Source organism: Collinsella sp. TM06-3, assembly GCF_003436395.1.
Lineage (GTDB): Bacteria > Actinomycetota > Coriobacteriia > Coriobacteriales > Coriobacteriaceae > Collinsella.
The window spans coordinates 31,638-52,194 of the sequence record NZ_QSPG01000009.1; the positions used below are offsets into that span (position 1 = coordinate 31,638).

The following is a 20,557-nucleotide window of genomic DNA, read 5'->3' on the forward strand; positions in this document are numbered from 1 at the left end:
ATCGTTAGCGGCGCTTGCGGTACAGGACCGCGCCGCCCGCGACGGCCAGCGCACCGATGCCGGCCATGGCGCCGAGTGCCTCAACCGGCAGGCTGCGGTCGCCGGTGCCGGGCATGCCGCCCTTGGAGCCGTCGCCGGAGCTGCCGCCGGAACCGCTATCGGAACCGCCATCCGAGCCACCGCCCGGCGTGCCGGGGTTCTCGGGGGTGCCGGGGGTCCCGGGATTCTCGGCGTAGCTGTTGGTGAAGACTGGCGGCAGGTTGGCGTCGCCCTCGTAGGAGACCTTCGCCGACAGATAGCCCGTCTTGGTGCCATCTGCCGCCTCGTCGCTCACCGTGACGACGATCTTGTGCACCGCCTTGTCGTAGGTCACGTGCGCCTGGCCGTCGTCGACCTCGCTCACCGTGAAGGTGTAGGTGCCAGCCTGCTTGAACGTCAGCGCATCGAACGTGACGCTGCCGTCCACGGCATTCTTGGCGGTCGACATGACCTTGCCGTCCCGGCCCTTGAGCTCAAAGCTAAACTGGCCCGCCTTGAGCTCGGCGCCCTTGAGCACCTTGGCGGCGCCCAGCTTGAGGGTGACGGGTGCGGCCTGGTAGCCGTTGGTGAAGGTCACCGAGGTGTCGTTCGCGGGATTGCCCTCGGCATCCATGAGCTCGTGCTTGACGGTAAGCGTGCCGTTTTTGGCATCGGCAACCGTCGTGCGCACGCAGTACGTCGTCTTGTCGTACGTCACGCCGCCCGCCGTGCCGGCGACCTCGCGCAGCTCGTAGCTGTGCGTGCCGGGCGCGGTGTAGGTGACGGGGCTAAGCGCGACCGTGCCGTCGGCGGCGTTCTTGCCCGTCGCCGCGACGCTCTCGCTGCCGTCGGCGGCAAGCTCGACCAGCTGGAACTCGAACTCGCCCTCGGCCAGGTCACGGCCCTTAAGCTTCTTGTTCACCTTGATCTGGTCGGTGACGGAGCTCGGCGTCGGGTTCACGCCGTAGGTGTTGGTGAACTCGAACGCACCCCTGCCCTCGGGCGTGCCCTCTGCGGGCAGGACCTCCGCGGCGAGCGTGCCCGCATTGGTGTCCTCGACGACCCTGACCGTGAAGGTCCTGGTCGCCGTCGCGTCATTGACCACGCCGTCGACCGAGCCGGACTCGCTCACCCGGTAGGCGAACGTCTTGGTGCGCAGGCCGTCGCCGTCGATCTCGACGTCATCGAGATCGCTCGGCTGCCTGAACGTGACGTGGCCCAGCACGACATTGCCGACGGCGTCGTTGGTCGCCTCGGTCACCGTCTTGCCGGAGGCGTCGACCGGTGCGGGCGCGCCATCCAGCGGCTCAATCTTAAAGGCGTACTTGCCCTCGATGTCGGCCTGCGTGAGGCCGAGTCCAGCCTGGCCGAGCGCCAGCGTCTTGGTGCCCGCGAGGTCGACCGTCGCCTCGCCGGCGCTATAGCCGTTCACGAACGACAGCGTGCCGTCGGAGCCCTCGGGGTAGACCACGGCCACATCCAGCCTGCCCTTGCCGTCATCGGTCACCTTGACCGTAATGCCGAAGCTCGATGCGGCCGCCGTCACGCCCGCGGGCAGCCGGCCCGTGCCGTCCTCGGAAACGGTATAGGGAATGACCCAGGAGCCGTCGGCGGCCCTGGTGGCGGTGCCGTCCGCCACCATCTGCTCGAGAGCGTCGGTGGTGTAGGCGATGGACGAGAACGCAAGTCCCGCGGCCTCGCCGTCGCCGGAGGCCTGGTTGGTCGCGATCGCGACCACATTACCCTGGGCATTGCGGACGGAGAACGAGAACTCGCCCGCCTTCGCGGCGCGGCCCGTCAGCGTCTTGGTGGCATTAATTGCCACGTTGCCCTCGCCGCCGAGCTTTCCGGTGGCCTCGTAGGAGTTCTCGAACGCGACCGTCACGGGCGCGGGCGCCGCCGTGGCGCCATCCGCTGTGGAGACCTCGCTGCGTGCGACCTCGACACCGTCCTTGGCAACTGTGGTCGTGACCGTAAGCTTGCCCGTCGCGGCATCGTAGGCGGGCGCGATGGTCACCGTGCGCGGCGCGGTGTCGTTGGTGTAGCCCTCGCCGCCGAGCTTGGTCTCGGTGACGGTGAAGCGATAGACCTTGCCCGCGTCGGCGTCGGTGAACTTCACGTCGCTCTCCGCGGTCCCGCCGATGAGGTCGACCAGGCCGGCCGCACCGTCATCGGCCGCGGCCACGGCGTAGGCGTCCTTGCCGGTCTTGAGGCCGAGCTTGGCGGCCGTCTCGGCGTCCGCGGTCACGGTGAAGGCGAACTGCCCCGCCTCCATGGCGCGGCCGGAGAGCGTCTTGGACAGGCGCACTCCCGCGCGGGCCGAGTAGTCGAGCTCGGTCGTGTAGGTGTTGACGAAGTCGCCGCCGCTCGCCTGCGCGATTGCGGGCGTCGTGGCCGTGAGGTTGCCGGAGCCGTCGTCGGTCACGGTCACCGTCATCGTGGCGGTGTGGCCGTCGTAGGCCACACCAGCGATGGCGGAGCCGTCATCGGGCCTGACCTCGCGCACCGTGTAGGTGAAGGTCTTGGCGCGCACGCGCTTGCCGCCGATCTCGGCGAACCCGGCGTCCTTGATGTCATCGAGCGTGTAGCGGATGGGGCCGAAGTCGAAGGCGACCCTATCGCCCGCCTTGGTGCCGGCGCCGGCCGTCACGCTGACGGTCTTGGAGCCGTCGGCAGAGCCCTCGGGCATGGGGGCGCCGTCCTCGCCCGCGAGCGTGAACTGGAAGCTGTCGCCCTCCGCCCAGTCGCGGCCCTCGAGCGTCTTGGTGAAGAGCCCCGCGGTGGAGACGTCCCTGCCCTCGGTGGCCGTTCCGTACGTGTTGGTGAACGCGACAGTCGCGCCGTCCTCGGTCACGGCGCCTTCGGCCCCCTCGGCCGTGGTCGCGTAGCCCTCGGCGGCATCCTCGGTCACGGTATAGTGCGCGCCCACGGGTAGGCCGGAGATGATCTTCTCCCCGCCATCCTTAAGCGTGAAGTTCGCCTTGCCGCCCGCGAACGTCACGGCGTGCTCGCCCTTGCCGAAGGTGCCGGAGACGGGCTCGCCGTCCCCGTCGGTCAGCGCGACCGTAAAGCCGAACTCTCGCTGGCTGTCGCCGCCGACGACCGTCTTCTTGACGGTGAGGCTGCCCTCGCGGGACACGCTGTTGTGGGTCGTGTTGGTCTGGGATTCGTTCTCCCCCACCTTGACCGTGGCGGTGTTGGAGATGTCGTCGACCACGGCGGCTTCGGCGGAGACCTTCACGTCAAAGCTGAGCGTGCCCGTGGCGCCCGCAGCCTGCTCGCCGAGCGACCAGGTAAGGGTGCGCGTCGCGGCGTCGTAGGCGGCACCGTCGGCAGAACCCTCAACATAGTTAACGCCCTTGGGCAGGACATCGGTCACCGTCACGTCAGCCGCCTGCGCGGCGCCCCTGTCGTCGACGCTGTTATTGGCCCAGCCGATGGTATAGGTGAGGGTATCGCCCACGCCCACCAGCCTGCCATCCACATTGACCTTGGCACCCGAGGCGTCCGCCTTGGTGACGGTCTTGGTGTTGTCGTGCGGCGTGAAGGTGTTGGTGAAGGTCTTCTTGCCCCGCTCGTTGAAGATCTCGGCCTTAAGGCCGGCACCAGTCTGAGTCACTGCGATGTCGAAGGTGAAGGCATGCGCATCGTCCTCAATCAGGACATCGCCGCTTGCTTTCTCGGTCACGGTCGCGTGGTAGGTGCCCAGATTGGTGAAGCTGAGCTCGCCAAAGGAAACCTTGCCGTCCTTGTCATTCTTCGCCTCGATTGGGTAGCCCTCGAGGACATTGCCCGCGCCATCGGTGAGGGAGAGCTCGAAGGTGAATTCCCCCTCCTGGAGGCCGGGCTTGCGGCCTCCAGCGAGCACCTTGGTGAGCTCGGGGACGGACGCCGTGGCGGGGGCGGGGTCGAAGGTGTTGGTGAAGGCGGCGGAGGCGACCTGATCGGCCGAGATGGAGCCATCGGCCCTGGATCCCTCGGCTCCGTTCACCGCGGTCGTGTAGCCCTCGGCGGCACGTTCGGTCACCGTGTAGGCAGTTCCCTCGGGCAGCCCCGTGATCCTCGCCGTTTGGCCATCTTTGAGCTTGAGGGTCGCCTTGCCGTCCTCGAACGTCGCGTCACCGTAGGTGCCGGATACTTTGCGGCCCATGGCATCGGTGGCCTCAACCACAAACTTAAATATCTTGTCCGCGTCGACCGCCAGGCCCTCGCGCGCAACGACGGTCTTGGAGACGTCGAGCTCGCCCGTCTTCACAGTGTTGGTCACGGTGAAGCCGCGCTCGGCGTCGCCGGTGACCTTCGAGCTGTAGCCCTCGACGGGGTCCTCGGCCACGGCGTAGCCGATCACGGAGCCGGACTTGGAGTACTTGGGCAGGCCCCCGAAGGTGTGCCTCCAGCTATTGGACTTCGACAGCTCGGCCGACTCGCCGGTGTCCTTCCCGTCGGCGAGCAGGCGCACGGTGGCCTTCTCGGCCGCCGGGCCGACCCACTTCTTCTCGACGGGCACCGAGACCTTGGCCGTGGAGGTGTTGGTCACGGTGAAGCCGCGCTCGGCGTCGCCGGTGACCTTCGAGCTGTAGCCCTCGACGGGGTCCTCGGACACGGTGTAGTGCGCGCCCGCGGGCAGGTTGGAGAAGACGCCCTTCCAGTCGTTGGACTCGCTCAGGGTGATCGAATCGATGACGGTATCGCCGTTCTTGAGATTTACTTTGACCTTATTAGGATGGGGAATCCTGGGGTTCTCCCAGACCTTTTTGATGGGAATGTCGATGTTCTCGGACTTGCCGATGATGACACCGCCGTTGGCGCCGATGCCGCCTCCCCGCTCGGCCGTATTGCCAGAGATCGTCAGCGACGTCTGACCGCGGCCGAGGTTATACACATCCTCGCTCATCACAGATTTAAGCGCGACGTTCGGCGTGGCGTCGGTAAAGGACAGGGGCTCGCCGTTGCCACCGTCGGGAGAGAATCGCGGGATTTCGGTGTTTGTTTCCGCATAAGTGCCTTCGGGGTTAAACAGCCCACCGTCTCTGTACCAGCTGACCTTTCCGCCGCCCGGAGCGCGGTTGGCCAAGGTCAGTTTGTATTTGGCGTCTTTGAAGCCGGTGAAGACGAGGTCGTCTCCCGCCTCATCGGCCGAGTTCCTGGCGATCAGGCCACCGTTCTGGACGTAGACCTTGGCATCTCCGGTCGGGCAGAACCACATGCCGCCGCCCTGCTTTTTCGCATGGTTATCAACAACGAGAGCGTTTTCGATATGGAGCGTGCTATAGACGAGATACTCGTTGCCTTCGCTATATACGCCGCCACCCATATTCCGAGCAGTATTGTCCTTGATCTCGCCCGCACTGAGCTTGACGTCATCTGAATAGGTATAGATGCCTCCGCCGGCGGAAGCGGAGTTACCCGATACGGAGCCACCTTTCATAGTGAAAGCGGTATGGTCCCTACCACCCTGCTGCAGGCCGCGATCGACCACGCACACTCCGCCGCCTTTGCCATCAGAATACGCAATATTGTCCTCGATCTTGCCGCCCTTGAGGGTAAACTCGGCATTCCCTTCGACGTGCACTGCGCCGGAGGGAGTTCGATTCCCAAGCTTATAGCCTCTGTTGCGCACAAGCTGACCACCGGTCATCTCAAAGGAGGCTCTCTGGTTACGAGCCTCGCTGTACATGACCACCGCGCCGCCCTGATAGCCGGCGTTATCCTCGATACTGCCGTTACTCATCTCAAGGTGGGCATCGCCCATCAGCATGATGCCGGTAGACGAAAGGTAATTACCATCGCCGTCTGCGGAGAAAGACACGTGATTCTTACGGATAACGCCGCCCTTCATGACAACATGAGCGCCGTCTTTCGCGTGGACAGCGCCGCAATACGCGTCCTTAAGTTCGCACTGCTCGATAACGCCGCCCGTCATGGTAAGCGAAGCCTTGTCTCCCGACACGTCGATGACACCCGTATTGACGGTGTTCGCAGCGCCGTCGCACACAACGGCCTCGTCAGAGAGCACAACCGCTCCCCTGCTAGAAATAATGGCGCCCTTGTTGTAGCGACCACTCAGGGACACTTTCCCCGACAGCTCGAGGGATGCCCCCTCGGCAACATTGACCAGTACGGAGAAGCCGCTTTTCTTTGCCAAGATGGTATAGGGCTCATCCGACGTGATCTTAATCATCTTCCCGGCAGGAATCGTGAGCGTGGAGCCAAGCTTCACGTGCTTTTTCAGGGTGATGACGGTTTCCTTGTCATAGGGGGCCTCGTCGACCAGATCCTGAAGGGTCTTGGTGCTGTCATCGCTCACGGTACCGCCGACGCCGTCATCGATGGACTCGCGCGTGTAGACGATATCGACGCCAAAGAACGGGAGGTTCTCCGAGCCTTTGATGTCGTCCATGCTGTTTTCGATTGTGATCTTTTTAACCGTGCTGCCTTCAAACATACCCGAGGGTATTTCGGTGAGGCCGCGCCCGATCGTCACATCCTTCACGCCACCTACGCCCGAGAAGGCCGCCGTGCCAACGGAAGTCACGGAATCCGGAATGGAAAGCTGCTCCGGCAACGTGCCGTAATAGAAGGCGTAGTTGCCAATTGTCTCAAGTGTCCTGGGAAGCTGGACGGCGACGTTGCTCTGGATAAAGGCCCACTCACCGATACTCTTCAGGCTGTCGCAAAGCCCCACGATCTTAACCGGTGTGTAGCAGAACGCATTGTCCGGAATGTTCTGAAGCGAGGACAGATCCACGGACGCCTGCAGATTTTTGCACTCGTAAAAAGCCCCCCAGCCCATCTTTGTCACCTTGCTTAGATTGGGCACGCTCACCAGGCTGGCGCACCCCTGGAAAGCAGAGGATCCGATGCTCTTCAATGTGCCTGGGAAATCGATCCCAGTCAAACTCGAGCAAGTCCGAAACGCCCCATCCCCGATGGACTCGATTTCGCTCAGCGCGGTGACGGACGTGAGAGAGGTGCATCCGTCAAACATGTGCGAGGGGATCTTGGTAACCGAAGCGGGCAACGACACGCTTGTCAGAGACGTGCAGTCTTCGAACACGCCCGTTATGGTGTCGGAGAAGGCGACATCTTTTGGAAACTCGATGCCTGTGAGGGCCGTAGCCCCCTCGAAGGCGCCCGAGCCCGAAATCATTTTGAGGGTTGAGGGGAGATCGATCTCCGAAAGGTTGCTGCAGCCATAGACCATCATGTTGGCGCTAATCTCCTCGACGCCCTCATCGAAATAGAGCTTTTCGAGCGAGCCAGCGTTTTGCAGCGAGCAAGCGAAGTTCTTGATGGAGCCAGGGATATGGAGCTCCTTGACCTTTGCGAACCTCCGGAAATTCCCTCCGTACATTTTTTCGAGCGTGTCGGGAAGCGTCAGCTGCTCAACGTTCTTGGCCACGATACCAGACGAGAAATAAAGTTTGGTGACTTTGTAGGTCTGGCCACCATGCTCGATGGAGCTGGGCACACTCACCGCGGTCACACTGTCGTCGGCAACAATACCTGTGATTTCCGCCGTGCCCTTATCCGTGGTCTCGCACGAATAGGTCACGCCGTCCTGGGTGATCTCAAACTCCTCCGCAGTATACGCGGTCCGCGATTCCGTGGCCGCATATGCGACACCGGCCGTCGCGCCAACGGATAAACATCCGAAGCCGAGAACCAGCGCAAGGCAGAGAGCAGCGACTCTCTGCCCCCCCCCGCCGAAAACTTTCCTCTCCAATTCCCTTCTCCCCCTCTGGTGTCGCCTTCTCTTCCCACGAGCGATCTATTGATTAAGGACAGTTAAAGACAACATTATGACCAAAGAGGCCCATCATGGAGATAATCCACGTCTTCGCCCGAAATGGTAATTAATTGGCATGATTAATTGGCGAACAACTGAACGAAGAGCAATCTACTAATGGCACATAAATGGCGGCGTCAACACCTGAAGTGCAAAAAGACTACTTTTCTAGATGCGGCCGAGGTCGTAGGCTCGCGCAACAGACTCGCCGGCACAGATGAGGTTGGTTGTGGCTTCTTGCGAATCGAGTGCCCGCTCCAGGTCCATGGGCTTGCGGCAGATCGGCAAAACCAAGTCAATACCCTGCCCATATACCGCATCCAGGTTGTCAGCGCGACCGCCCACGACGGCAACCACCGGCTTGCCATATCGCTTCGCACGACGGGCCACGCCCACCGGCGCCTTACCGGCGGCGGACTGCTCATCCATATTGCCCTCGCCCGTTATGACCAGGTCGACATCGCGCACGCGCTCGTCAAACCCCACGAGATCGAGCACCGTCTCCACACCCGAGTGTAGCTCCGCACCGAGTGCCAGCAACGCCGCGCCCAAGCCACCGGCAGCGCCCGCGCCGGGCACGCCGAGCACCGAGCCAAATGTCCGTGCGCCCTCGGGTGTGCGCAACAACCCCTGGGCCCGAGCCTCGACAATTGCCGTATCGAGTAGACGACCGTAGCCGACCATCCAGCTGTCGCACCTGCTCAGCGCCTCGGCGTCACCCGTCGGCAAGCCTTTCTGCCCGCCAAACACCGCTAATGCGCCCCGACGCCCCACGAGCGGATTCTCGACATCCGAAAGCACAACGATACGAGCGCCATCCAAAGCCTGCAGCGCTGGCGCCAAATCAACGCTCGCCACCCGCTCAAGGCCGGCAAGACCGGGGGCGATATCGCAGCCCCGATCATCGACCACACGCGCGCCCAGCGCCTGCAGCATACCGGCGCCACCATCGTTGGTGGCGCTGCCGCCCAAGCCAATATAGATAGTCTTTGCCCCGGCACGAACCGCACGGAGCATCAGCTCGCCCACGCCATAGGTTGTAGCAGCCAGCGCCGACGACTCCGTGCAAGGCGAATACCCAATGCCAGCCGCCTCGGCCATCTCGATGACCGCGGACTCGCGCTCGGCATCTACCAGCATCCGGGCAGACACGGGTTCACCAAAGGGACCTGCCACCTCGCAGGTCGAGAGCTCGCCACCACGCGCGGCAACGGCGTCGAGCGTTCCCTCGCCACCATCTGCCAGCGGCAAAGCGTTCAGCTCGGCATCGGGCCAAACGCGGCGCACGCCCTCGGCAACCGCTGCCTCCGCCTGCGCGCTCGAAACGCTGCCCTTAAAGGAGTCAATTGCCAGCAGCACGCGGCGGGGCCGGCGGCACGCAGGACCAAAGTCAACCGCCGTGTCAGCATCCTCACCGGCACCTGCAAGCGCTGCGGCGTGAGCGGCATGCGCCTCAAGATCGGCCCCACAACCGCAATCAGTGCCGCCCGCTCCGCGCAGACCGCCAAAATAGCTACTCAGCAGCTCGCGGCATTCATCCGCCAGGACCCCAGCCGTCACGTTAAACCGATGATTCAGGCGCGAATCGGCATTCAGGTCATACAGCGAACCCAGCGCGCCCGCCTTGGCATCACTCGCGCCATACACGCAGCGCCCCACGCGCGCGTTAACCATAAGCCCCGCACACATGCAGCAGGGCTCGAGCGTCACGTAGACCGTGCAATCGGAAAGGCGCCAGCGACCGAGCGACCGAGCGGCAGCGCACAGGGCCGCAAACTCGGCATGAGCCGAAGGATCCTGATCGAGCTCGCGACGATTATGCGCCCGCGCGACAATCTCGCCCGCGCGCACCACTACGGCTCCGATGGGCACCTCGCCCACCGCCGCGGCGGCGCGCGCCTCCGCCAGCGCCTCACGCATGAACTTCTCGTCGATTTCGGTGATCGTCATCGTTCGCCTTCCCTGTTGCAAATTCAAAACGATGCTATCATTACGACTCACGGAGAGATGGCAGAGCGGTTGAATGCGGCGGTCTTGAAAACCGTTGAGCGCGAGAGCGTTCCGGGGGTTCGAATCCCCCTCTCTCCGCCACTTTTAGTGATGCACCGGCGTCATGGTTCGCTCGAACAGTGCATCGACCACGTCGGCTATCTCAGGTCGACGTTCAAGATCGTGGCCCGATTCCCACCATATCGTGAAAAGTCGAATAATACCGCCGGCGACAAACTCAGACGTCGTCTCGAGTGACACGGGGGCCAGGGCATCCTCGGCAAGCACGTTCATCACACGCTCGCGGATGGAGCGGGCAATGCGGTCGCAAATAACGTTGGTCAGCATGCCCGACATGCTGCTTGCCAAAATGTTATCCATGAGCTGCTCGTGCGCCAGAATCAAATCCATGGCATCGTCCAAAATCGCGTGCCGAAGCGCGCGCACGTCCTCGGCAGACACTGCGCCGGCCTCATCGGGCTGTTTTTGCGGCAAGCCCGACATAAGCTCATCGATATAAAAGGCAAAGTAATCGTTCTTGTCGCGAAAGTGCTTGTAGAACGTCGTACGGCGAATCATGGCGCGGTCGCACAGCATGGCAACCGTCAGGTCCTCAAAACGATGCTCCTCGAGAAGTTCAGTGAAGGCATCGAACAGGGCGCGGTAGGTTTTCTTGATGCGAAGGTCCACTGGTATCGCCATCCTCAGGGCAAAGACAACACTCGTCAATCTGTCGCATATCTTACACCTGTACCTCGCGCGCTTTGCCCCAGTGCCAACCCCACCGAAAACATAACGCTTACCGGAAAGTTCGGCACGGCAAAACGTTGCGGGTATACTAGTAGCGTTATACCAACGGCAGCTGGCGCATGCCGCCGCGGCCATTCGAAACGGAGACATCATGATTACCGTCATCATCGGCATCGTTGTTGTCATTGTGATTGTCTGCGCCATCGCCGGCATCTACAACAACATGGTCACCAAGCGTAACCGCATCGATAACGCCTGGCAGAACATCGATACGCAGCTGCAGCGCCGCAACGACCTGATCCCCAACCTGGTCGAGACCGTCAAGGGCTACGCCAAGCACGAGCAGGAGACGCTCTCCGCCGTGATCAGCGCGCGTAACACCGCCGTCAAGGCCACTACGCCCGAGGCCAAGATGGAAGCCGACAACGTGCTGACCGGTGCGCTGCGCCAGCTCTTTGCCGTCGCCGAGGCCTACCCCGACCTTAAGGCGAACACCAACTTTACGCAGCTCCAGGCATCGCTCGAGGATACCGAGAACAAGGTGAGCTACGCACGCCAGAGCTACAACGATTGCGTGCTCAGCTACAACAACGCCATCCAGACGTTCCCGGCTGTTATCTTTGCCGGCATCTTCCAGTTTAAGGAGCGCCAGGGCTTCGAGGCCGCCGAGGCCGCCCGCCAGGCACCAACCGTCAAGTTCTAGTGAGCCGTTGACGCATCCACAACCGTTTTTGCATAAACCGCCCCGTCGAATGCATACTTCGACGGGGCGGTTGCTTTTTGCCCGAAGGTACCCCCAGGGGCGGCGTGCAAATTTTGGAGTTTTCAGCATCCCGGAACCCACAGGGCAGGAACGTGCCCACAGAACCGCGTTGAAAACCCTGATTCTGAGCCCTCAGCGCCTCAGAGATCGCTCATTTTTTTACAGGATGCGGCTCATGGCGCCTGACTTTTGTCCAAAAACCAGTATGCAGGCACCCTCGACTGCTGAAAACTCCCAAAAATGCACGCCCCGCCCCACCCCAGGCGAGCGGCAACCGAAAAAACGTGCACGTCCCCTCTTCGGCTGCAACTACGGCAAAGCCCTAACAGCCAAATAAAAGGCGCGGCCAATAGGCCGCGCACCTTCTCCCCTACAGCCCAGTAACCTCCTGGCAAGGAATGCAGAGCACTCGACCGAGGCGGACCGGCCTATCTCCCGGCGCATTCCACAGGACGAAAGAACCTCCGCCGCACGTAGTGCGCAGCGGAGGTTCTTTCATGTCCGAGGACGCGCCGGGAGATAGGCCGGTCCGCCTCGGTCAGGGCTTGATGGGAATTACGAAGCCAGGTTACGCCACGGTGTAAACCCAGTTGTGCTTATCTTCAACAGCACCAGACTGGATACCAGTCAGGGTCTCGCGAAGCTTCTTCATCACAGGGCCAATCTCGGTGTAGCCAGCCGGGAAGGTCACGGTCTCATCGGCACCATAGACCTTGTTGTCGATCTCGCCCACCGGGGAAATGACGGCAGCGGTGCCGCACAGGCCGCACTCAACAAAGGTGCCGGACTTGACCTCAGCCCACTCGACGGGACGCTGGTCAACGGTCATGCCCAGGTCCTCGGCAACCTGAACAAGCGAACGACGGGTGATGGAGGGCAAGATGGAGTCGGTGTGCGACTGCGGAACGACGAGCGTGCCGTCCTCCTTCACGAACAGAACGTTCGCGCCGCCGGTCTCCTCGACATAGGTGCGGGACTCAGAGTCGAGATACAGGTTCTCGGCATAACCCTCGCGATGGGCCTCCATCGTGGGCTTGAGGGACATGGCGTAGTTCAGGCCAGCCTTGATGTTGCCGGTGCCGTGCGGTGCGGCGCGGTCGTACTCGGAAACGCGCAGCTTGACGGGCTTGAGGCCACCCTTAAAGTACGGACCGACCGGGGTCACGAGAATGCGGAACGTGTACTCAGGAGCGGGAGCCACGCCGATCACGTCACCGGAGCCGATCATAAACGGACGCACGTACAGGGTTGCACCGGAGCCGAAGGGCGGAACCCAGGCGGCGTTGGCAGAAACGACCTGCTTGACGGCCTCAACGAACTTGTCCTTGGGGAACGGGGGCATCTCGAGGCGCTGCGCAGAGTTGTACATACGCTCAGCGTTCATGTCGGGACGGAAACAGACGATGCTGCCGTCCTCGGCGGTGTAGGCTTTCAGGCCCTCAAAGACCTCCTGGCAGTAATGGAAGATGCCAGCGCACTCGGAGACATGCAGGGTGTGGTCGGTGGTCAGGCCACCCTCGTCCCACTCGCCATCCTTCCAATGAGCCTCGTAGCTGTAATCGGTCTTCATGTAGCCAAAGCCGAGGCTACCCCAATCGATATCCTTCTTCTCGACAGTCATATGTCGCTCCTTACATACACAGTTGCATACTCGCGAACCCGCACGCAAGGACCGAGGCCGACCGCGTCGCAACGTCGCACATCCGGAGCGTAGAGCCGGACGGGACACGCGAACAGCATCAAAGCCGATGGCACGTCGATTCGCATGCACGAGATTGTACTCCCCGCACGCGTTGGATAAAACGTTTTTCTTTAACTAACTAAAGTATTCTCATTTGAACGGCACTAAAGAGGCCCGCCACCGCAAGCGATGACGGGCCTCAACTACACGGTTTGCGCGCCGATTCAGGCTAAGCGCTCTATTTGCCCAGCTTGGCCTTGACGATGCCGACCACAGTCGGGATGATCGACACGGCAACAATGCCGATAATCAGCAGCTCAAAGTGCTCCTGCACAAAGGGAATGCCGCCAAAGAAGTAGCCCAGCAGCGTGAAGACCGTCGACCAGGTAATGCCGCCCAGCACGTTAAAGATCACAAAGTTGCGCCAGTGCATACCGCCCATACCGGCGATAAAGGGCACAAAGGTGCGGATAAACGGGAAGAAGCGACCCAGGAAAATGGCCAGGTGACCCCACTTGTCCAGGAAGTCCTCGGACTTTTTAATACGCTCGGGCGTCATGGCCTTTACCTTGCCCGAAGCGATGATCTTTTTGCCAAAGAAGTGACCGATCATAAAGTTGCACTGGTCGCCCAGGATAGCAGCAGCCCATGCGACGGCCAGCAGGGCCACGATGTTAAAGCCGCCGTTGTGGGCAAAGAAGCCCGAGGCGAACAGCAGCGAATCGCCGGGAAGGAACGGGAAGAACACCACGCCCGTCTCGATAAAGATGATCAGGAACACGCAGCCGTAGGCCATAAGCGGGCCGGCGGCGATCCAACTGGCGATCGCGGTGCGCGGGTCTTTGAGCAACTCGGCGATAAAATTAATGAAACCCATGAAGTAAAACCTCTCAGTTGTGGGCGCGGATACGTCCAAGTTGACCAGTATACGGTTGCGGCACCCCCTCGTGCGCAACCCCACAAAAGCATGACTCCATTACCAGCAAGTATGCATAACTGACACCTGTCACGCTAAGCCGTGAAAGATTGCTCTTCCTAATCCCTAGCGAATCGCTATACTTTATTGAATCGCATTGCCATGGCGCTAAGGGAGGGCGGTCAGTGAGCTTTATCAATACCATTCGCGAGGACATCAAGACCGTCCAGGCGCAGGACCCCGCCGCGCAAAACGGTCTGGTCATTTTCCTTTCGTACCCCGGTCTTCACGCCAAGTGGAACCACGTACCCGAGCACTGGCTGTGGGAACATGGCCATCGCTCGCTCGCCCGCGTGCTCTCGCAAATCACCCGCCATATCACCGGCGTCGAGATTCACCCTGCCGCGCAGATCGGCAAACATTTCTTTATCGACCACGCCATGGGCGTCGTTATTGGCGAGACCACCATCGTGGGCGACAACTGCGTGCTCTATCAGGGCGTCACACTCGGCGGTACCGGCAACGAGACCGGCAAACGCCACCCAACGCTTGGCAACAACGTCACCGTGGGCACCGGTGCCAAGGTGCTCGGCAACATCCGCATCGGCAACAACGTCAAAATCGGCGGCAACTCGGTCGTCGTCAAAGACGTCCCCGACAACTGCACCGTCGTGGGCGTGCCCGGCCGCATCATCAAGCGCAACGGCTGCCGTGTGTTCGAGGAAAGCTTCGACGCCAAGCAGCACCGCGAATACATGCCCGACGATGCCGCCGAGCAGAGCGCCCTCAACCGCCAGGGCATCACCGAAAATGCCCGCCGCGTCAAAGAACTCGAGCGAGAGGTGGCCGAGCTCAAGGCCCTCGTCGTCAAGCTCGTGGACGAACGCTAGGGCTGCGAACGGTACAGACCCGCATCAACGCAAGAAGGCGCGCCGGGGAATCAATCCCCCGGCGCGCCTTCTTTTCGATGTGACATGCGGGACTGTCCCTTTGCCACATTAAGCAAACTGGCTCAGGTAGAGGTCGGCGTAAGCGCCCTCGGCTGCGAGCAGCTCCTCATGTGTGCCCTGCTCGATAATGTTGCCGTGATCCATGACCAATATCAAGTCGGCATCAACGATCGTCGACAGACGGTGCGCGATTACAAAGCTCGTGCGCCCGCGCATGAGCGCGTCCATGGCACGGCCGATGGCAAGCTCGGTGCGCGTGTCCACGCTTGAGGTCGCCTCGTCCAGGATGAGAATCGCCGGGTTGTTGAGCAGCACGCGCGCAATGGTCAGCAGCTGGCGCTGGCCCTGACTAATGCTCTCGGCATCGTTGGCCACCCGCGTGTCATAACCCTGCGGCATGGTGCGCACAAAGAAGTCGACCTGCGCGGCGCGCGCAGCCGCCACGATCTCGTCGCGCGTCGCCTCGGGACAGCCGTAGGCGATGTTCTCGGCAATCGTGCCGTCGAACAGCCAGGCGTCTTGCAGCACCATGCCAAACTGCTGACGTAGCTCGCCGCGATCCATGCGGCTCGTGTCCACGCCGTCGAGCGTAATGCGGCCACCGTCGATCTCGTAAAAGCGCATGAGCAGGTTGATGAGCGTGGTCTTACCCGCGCCCGTGGTTCCCACCACGGCGATCTTCTGGCCCGGCTCGGCGGTAAACGACACGTCGCGCATAAGCGGCTTGTCGGGCGAATAGCCAAAGCGCACATGCTCAAAAGCAACGCGGCCCTCAACGCGACCCGGCAGCTTGGCGGCCTCGTCCGGCAGCGGATCGGCCTCCATCTCGGGCTCATCGAGCAGGTCGAACACGCGCTCTGCGCTCGCCAGCGCGCTCTGCAGCGAGTTAAAAGTAAATGACAGCTGCGTCATGGGTTCGGACGCCTCGTAGATAAACTGGAAGAACGCCTGGAACACGCCGACGGTCATGTGACCGGCGACCAGCATGCTGCAGCCCACCAGCGCGATCACGATCTGCGCCAAACGGCCGATAAAGCGCACCGCGGGACCGACGGCATTGATCATAAAGTCGGCCCTGGCACTCACGCGCGCCAACTCGCCCGAGGCTTCGTGCACCTCGGCAGAACTCTGGCGTTCGCGGTTAAACGCGCGAATCACCAGACGGCCCGAGTAGCCCTCCTCGACCGCGCTCGTAATCTTGGAGACCCATTCCTGGCGCTCACCGGTTACGACATGCGTGCGGCGCGAGACCACCTTGGTCACCAGCAGCGATACCGCCGCAAAACCCAAAAAGACCAACGTGAGCCTAACGCTATAGACGAACATCATGATGATGGCGCCCGTCACGGTGCCGATCGACACCAGCAGCTGCAGCAGTCCGCGCTGCATGCTCTCGGACATCTTGTCCAGGTCGTTGGTCGCGCGGCTGACTACCTCACCGGGGCGATGCGCATCAAAGTAAGCGAGCGGCAGACGGCTGAGCTTTTGCGCGATGCGGTTGCGCAGGCGCAGGTTGAGGCGCTCAGCAACACTCGACATCAAAAAACTCTGCAGCGCATAGAACGATCCGGCGGCCGTCCAGATCATAAAGTAGACGAAGATGGTCTTGCCGCAGTTCTCCCAAGTGATGTTGAAGGTGGTTCCGTTGGCAAACGCCACCTGAATGTGGCCCCACAGCTCATCAATCACGCGGGCGCTATATGCCGGCGCGGCGGTGTTAAAGATGACATAGAGCACAATGCTCGCGAACACGATATAGAAGCGCCAATGGTCGCCGGCAGCCTCGCTCCACAGGCGGCGCACCGTCGCCCAGGTATCACGGGGCGTCTCGTCCTCGTCTTCGTCGTCCACGTCGCGCATGCGCTCTGCCTCGGCGCGGGCGCGCTCGTCCTCGGCGCGTTCGTTTTCCTCGTAGAGCGCTTGGCGGCGAGCCTCGCGCTCGGCTGCAGCCTTGGCGGCCTCGTCCAGCTCGGGTGCCGCGGCAGCCGTTTCCTCGACCAGCCCCGCGGCAACGGCGTCATCAACGCTGGCCTGCTTCTTGAGCTCATCGGCCATGCTACTCACCTCCCTTCATTTGCGATTCCGCGATGGCGCGGTACACCTCGCATGTTTCCATAAGCTCGTCATGCGTGCCCAGGCCCACGACCTCACCATCCTTGAGCACGACAATCTGGTCGGCGTGCAAGATCGTCGAGATGCGCTGCGCGATGATGAGCACCGCAGCGTCACGCGTCTCGTCTTGCAACGCATGGCGCAGGGCGGCATCGGTCTTAAAGTCCAGGGCCGAGAAACTGTCATCGAAGATATATAGATCGGCATGCTTCATGAGTGCACGGGCGATGGCCAGACGCTGGCGCTGGCCGCCCGAAAAGTTCGTGCCGCCCTGCGCCACCGGGGTATCGAGCCCCTGCGGCTGATCGAGCACAAAGGTGCTCTGGGCAACCTGCAGCGCATGAAGCATGTCGGCCTCAGTCGCGTCTTCGTTGCCAAAGCGCAAATTGCTTGCCACGGTGCCCGAGAACAGCCACGCCTTCTGCGGCACGTAAGCGATATGCCCGCGAATCTCGTCTTGCGAAAGGTCGTGCAGATCAACGCCGTCCAGGCGAATGGCGCCCTTGGTGGCATCGTGGAAGCGCAGCAAAAGCTTTGCCACCGTCGACTTACCCGAACCGGTCGAGCCGACGATCGCAGTCGTCTGACCGCGGCGACAGGCAAAGCTCAGGTCGTACAGGGTGTCCTCGTCGGCATCGTCAAAGCGAAACGACATGTGATCGAACACGGCGACCGCATCGGCTCCGTCCTTTGAGTCGGACGCGGCCGCATCAAGCGTACGCTGGCCATCGACGATGCTCGGCTCAATCTCCAGCACTTGCTGTGCACGGCTTAGGCATGCCGCGGCACGCGGAAGCGTCAGCACCACCATCTGCGCCATCATCACAAAGAACAGGATCAGAAGCGCGTACTCCAGCACCGCCGAGATGCTCGCGATCTGCATGGCGTGGGCGCCCACGCGGTTGCCGCCAACCCACAGCACCGCCACCTCGGCGATGTTCATCAAAAAGAAGGTGGAGCTGTCGAGACCCACAAACAGGTGGTTAACCTTGATGGCGTTGGCTGCGTAATCGCTAAATACCTCGTCCAGGCGCTGCTCCTCGTGGCGCTCCTTATTGAAAGCACGGATGACGCGCACGCCCACGATGTTCTCGCGCAGCACCACGTTCATGCGGTCGATAAAGCTCTGCAAGCGCATAAAGATCGGAGCCGCGTTGGCAACCGTAAAGACCGCCGCCACCAGCACAATCGCAACGACTACGCCCAGAAGCGTGCCCATGGCAGGATCGATAAACCAAGCGAAGATGATGCCCGCCACCGCCAAAAACGGCACGGGCAGCACCAGCTGAATCGTCTGCAGGATAGCCTGCTGAATCACGTTGATGTCATTGAGCGAGCGTGTGACCATCGATCCGGTGCCAAAGCGCTCAAAATCGCTGGCCGCGAGCTCGAGCGATTTGTCGTACACGGCATTGCGGATATCGCAAGCCACGTTAGCCGCCAGACGCGCCGAAAGGTAGCAGCCCAGCACCGCGCCGCCGCTGGCCATGCCGGTCGCGATGAGCATGTACAGACCGTTGCGCAGGATGTAGTCGACATCGCCCGTGGTAATACCGGTGTTGACCATGTTCGCCAGCATCGTGGGAACCAACAGCGTACCGACGTTATCCACCAGCAGCACCAGCAGCGTCACTGCGACAAGCCCTCGATAGGGCTTCAAAAACCTCATTAGCAGTCGCACGACTCCCCCTCACCTTGATTCTCGGCCTGGCTCTCGGCAGCGATATGCTGCTTAAAGACATCGCACTCCTCGCCGAGCACCTGAGAGAATTTGCCGATCAAGCGCATGATTTCGCGCTGCTCACACGGCTCAAGCGCGCCAAAGGCTCGCTGCTCGGCCTTGAGTGCCGGCAGCGCATAACGCTCGGCAAATCGCCTGCCCTCTTCGGTCAGGCTCACAACCTTGTTCTTACGGCTGCCTTCGGCAAACCCCAACGTTGCGAAGCCCCGCGCCGTCAAGGTTTTAATTGCCGAGTTGATAGTCTGCTTGCTGTAGAACCATTCGCTTGTCAGACGGCTTACGGCAACACTGCCGCCCGCCGTGCTGGTATCGACGAGCATCCAGTAAGCGCAGTCCGAAAGACCGCAGGCGCGCGAGAACTCCGAATAGATATGGTCGAGTCCATTGAGCAACCGGTCGAAGTCGACCAGTGTAACCGCACTATTCATCTATCCCACCATTCGATTGTCCGATTTTTGACCAATTTATGCCTCTAGATTAGTCCGAGTTTTGACTATCGTCAACAGGCGCTCCGCAAATGTTTGCACTTTTATGGCCTATCGGCAGAAAAAGACCGCCGGCGCGGGGGCAGCGCCAGCGGTCACGTGAAAATCGGGTTTTATTGCCTGTTAAGCGGCGACGGCCTCATAGACCGTAGCGCCCGAGAAGCTGTCATGCAGGCTCTTGCCGGCAATCCACGGCAGCTCGACAACCTCGCAGACCGTGTTGACCAGCTCGGAGCAGTCAGTAAAGTGGCCCTTGTCGTTGAGGGCCTCGCAATCCTGAACACGCCAATAGCCATCGGTGTGCGTGATGTAGTACTCGTGATCGTTGATCGACACGAAAGCGCGCGTCTTGGAACGCAGCAGCTTCAGAAATCCTTCGAAATCGGTCTCGATGACATCTCCAGCCTGGAACATGATAGTTACCTCCTGGCCCGGCGCCACCACGGCGCGTTGATAAACGTTGGTACTCCTTTAGTAAAACCTTTATCAGAGGTTATGCGTTCGTCATTTAGGCAAGTGGTAAAAAACCGCAGGGTAGACGGGATAAAACGTTTAACCATCCCATTTGTTTGTCACATTCTGAAGGCACTTTTATGCAAACCTACTTTCCCAATTGGAATCTATCCTTTTGGCCGGGCAATTGACCGTCTATCGTTTGAGCCCGACGGGTATGAACGGGGCATCTGCAACGCCACCGCAAGGAGACACCATGGAGACTATCGAAGCGCTCATTCACCGCCGCAGCTGCCGCAAATACAGCGATCGTCCCGTCGAGGCCGAAAAGCTTGCACGTATTATCGAAGCCGGCCAATATGCACCGAGCGGCATGGGCCGCCAGCCGGTGACATTTGTCGCCGTCACCGACCCCGCAACCGTTGAGCGTCTCTCACAGCTCAACGCCCAGGTCATGGGCAGCAACGGTGACCCCTTCTATGGCGCCAAGACCGTTGTGGTGGTGCTGGTTGACCGCAGCATGCCAACGCATCTGGAAGACGGTTCGCTCGCCATGGGCAACCTGCTCAATGCTGCCTATGCGCTGGGCGTTGATTCGTGCTGGATTCATCGCGCACACGAGGTCTTCGACTCGCCCGAAGGCTTGGAACTGCTGGCAAGCTGGGGCCTGCCCGCCGACGGCAGCCTGCGCGGTGTCGGTCACTGCATTCTGGGCTACGCCGAGGACACGCTACCCGAGGCAAAGCCGCGCCGCGACAACGTGGTGTATGTTCCGCCGTTCTAACGAACGGCGGACCCGTTGACGCTGCGCGGGCCGCATTCACGCCAATCTGACGTTCAATTTCGAGGGCGCGACCAGAAGGTCAGCGCCCTCTCATTTCACGTCACCTTGGCGCAAATGCGGCTCGCT

12 protein-coding genes and 1 tRNA gene are annotated in these 20,557 nt (G+C 61.4%); 4 read left to right on the forward strand and 9 right to left on the reverse strand.

Annotated features, from left to right (window positions below; translation table 11 throughout):
- Positions 1 to 4: 4 nt before the first annotated feature.
- Together DXD56_RS05335 and tadA are read right to left on the reverse strand one after the other, a co-directional pair.
- The gene (locus DXD56_RS05335) at positions 5 to 7,573 is read right to left on the reverse strand and encodes a Spy0128 family protein (RefSeq protein WP_117640436.1); all 7,569 of its coding nucleotides are present in this window, start codon (positions 7,571 to 7,573) and stop codon (positions 5 to 7) included.
- Positions 7,574 to 7,975: 402 nt separating this feature from the next.
- On the reverse strand, positions 7,976 to 9,757 hold the full coding sequence (gene tadA / locus DXD56_RS05340) for a tRNA adenosine(34) deaminase TadA (protein ID WP_117640437.1): 1,782 nt from the start codon (positions 9,755 to 9,757) through the stop codon (positions 7,976 to 7,978).
- A gap of 51 nt (positions 9,758 to 9,808) precedes the next feature.
- On the opposite strand from tadA, the gene DXD56_RS05345 reads away from it, so the two are divergent.
- A tRNA-Ser gene (locus tag DXD56_RS05345) sits at positions 9,809 to 9,898 on the forward strand.
- Positions 9,899 to 9,901: 3 nt separating this feature from the next.
- Here DXD56_RS05345 and DXD56_RS05350 read toward each other — a convergent pair.
- Positions 9,902 to 10,486: a TetR/AcrR family transcriptional regulator gene (locus DXD56_RS05350; RefSeq protein WP_158549345.1), complete on the reverse strand. Its 585-nt coding sequence runs from the start codon at positions 10,484 to 10,486 to the stop codon at positions 9,902 to 9,904.
- Between the two features lie 211 nt (positions 10,487 to 10,697).
- Between DXD56_RS05350 and DXD56_RS05355 the strand changes: the two genes are divergently transcribed.
- Positions 10,698 to 11,249 (forward strand): LemA family protein, encoded by a 552-nt coding sequence (locus tag DXD56_RS05355; RefSeq protein WP_199411166.1) that lies wholly within the window; start codon positions 10,698 to 10,700, stop codon positions 11,247 to 11,249.
- A gap of 628 nt (positions 11,250 to 11,877) precedes the next feature.
- Here DXD56_RS05355 and DXD56_RS05360 read toward each other — a convergent pair.
- On the reverse strand, positions 11,878 to 12,930 hold the full coding sequence (locus DXD56_RS05360) for a branched-chain amino acid aminotransferase (protein WP_117640439.1): 1,053 nt from the start codon (positions 12,928 to 12,930) through the stop codon (positions 11,878 to 11,880).
- Between the two features lie 298 nt (positions 12,931 to 13,228).
- Positions 13,229 to 13,867 carry a VTT domain-containing protein gene (locus DXD56_RS05365; RefSeq protein ID WP_117640440.1) on the reverse strand — a complete coding sequence of 213 codons (639 nt, stop codon included), beginning with the start codon at positions 13,865 to 13,867 and terminating at the stop codon, positions 13,229 to 13,231.
- Between the two features lie 224 nt (positions 13,868 to 14,091).
- On the opposite strand from DXD56_RS05365, the gene cysE reads away from it, so the two are divergent.
- Complete coding sequence (gene cysE, locus DXD56_RS05370; protein ID WP_117640441.1) at positions 14,092 to 14,796, forward strand: serine O-acetyltransferase; 705 nt, start codon at positions 14,092 to 14,094, stop codon at positions 14,794 to 14,796.
- Between the two features lie 108 nt (positions 14,797 to 14,904).
- On the opposite strand, the gene DXD56_RS05375 is transcribed toward cysE, so the two are convergent.
- From DXD56_RS05375 to DXD56_RS05390, 4 genes are all read right to left on the reverse strand, one after another.
- Complete coding sequence (locus DXD56_RS05375; protein ID WP_117640442.1) at positions 14,905 to 16,911, reverse strand: ABC transporter ATP-binding protein; 2,007 nt, start codon at positions 16,909 to 16,911, stop codon at positions 14,905 to 14,907.
- 1 nt (position 16,912) lies between these two features.
- Positions 16,913 to 18,637 (reverse strand): ABC transporter ATP-binding protein, encoded by a 1,725-nt coding sequence (locus DXD56_RS05380; RefSeq protein WP_117640443.1) that lies wholly within the window; start codon positions 18,635 to 18,637, stop codon positions 16,913 to 16,915.
- Entirely contained in the window at positions 18,637 to 19,137 is a 501-nt protein-coding gene (locus DXD56_RS05385) for a MarR family winged helix-turn-helix transcriptional regulator (RefSeq protein ID WP_117640444.1), read from the reverse strand. The genes DXD56_RS05380 and DXD56_RS05385 overlap by 1 nt, the downstream gene beginning before the upstream one ends.
- 180 nt (positions 19,138 to 19,317) lie before the next feature.
- On the reverse strand, positions 19,318 to 19,608 hold the full coding sequence (locus tag DXD56_RS05390) for a CDP-alcohol phosphatidyltransferase (RefSeq protein ID WP_199409023.1): 291 nt from the start codon (positions 19,606 to 19,608) through the stop codon (positions 19,318 to 19,320).
- A 295-nt stretch (positions 19,609 to 19,903) separates the two neighbouring features.
- Between DXD56_RS05390 and DXD56_RS05395 the strand changes: the two genes are divergently transcribed.
- Positions 19,904 to 20,431 (forward strand): nitroreductase, encoded by a 528-nt coding sequence (locus tag DXD56_RS05395; protein ID WP_117640445.1) that lies wholly within the window; start codon positions 19,904 to 19,906, stop codon positions 20,429 to 20,431.
- Positions 20,432 to 20,557: the final 126 nt, after the last annotated feature.

Bases quoted from the DNA above. Each gene is read 5' to 3' on its own strand.
- DXD56_RS05365 (WP_117640440.1), bottom strand. From the start codon at position 13,867: ATGGGTTTCATTAATTTTATCGCCGAGTTGCTCAAAGACCCGCGCACC.
- DXD56_RS05360 (WP_117640439.1), bottom strand. From the start codon at position 12,930: ATGACTGTCGAGAAGAAGGATATCGATTGGGGTAGCCTCGGCTTTGGC.
- DXD56_RS05390 (WP_199409023.1), bottom strand. From the start codon at position 19,608: ATGTTCCAGGCTGGAGATGTCATCGAGACCGATTTCGAAGGATTTCTG.
- DXD56_RS05375 (WP_117640442.1), bottom strand. From the start codon at position 16,911: ATGGCCGATGAGCTCAAGAAGCAGGCCAGCGTTGATGACGCCGTTGCC.
- DXD56_RS05355 (WP_199411166.1), top strand. From the start codon at position 10,698: ATGATTACCGTCATCATCGGCATCGTTGTTGTCATTGTGATTGTCTGC.
- DXD56_RS05395 (WP_117640445.1), top strand. From the start codon at position 19,904: ATGGAGACTATCGAAGCGCTCATTCACCGCCGCAGCTGCCGCAAATAC.
- tadA (WP_117640437.1), bottom strand. From the start codon at position 9,757: ATGACGATCACCGAAATCGACGAGAAGTTCATGCGTGAGGCGCTGGCG.
- DXD56_RS05385 (WP_117640444.1), bottom strand. From the start codon at position 19,137: ATGAATAGTGCGGTTACACTGGTCGACTTCGACCGGTTGCTCAATGGA.
- DXD56_RS05380 (WP_117640443.1), bottom strand. From the start codon at position 18,637: ATGAGGTTTTTGAAGCCCTATCGAGGGCTTGTCGCAGTGACGCTGCTG.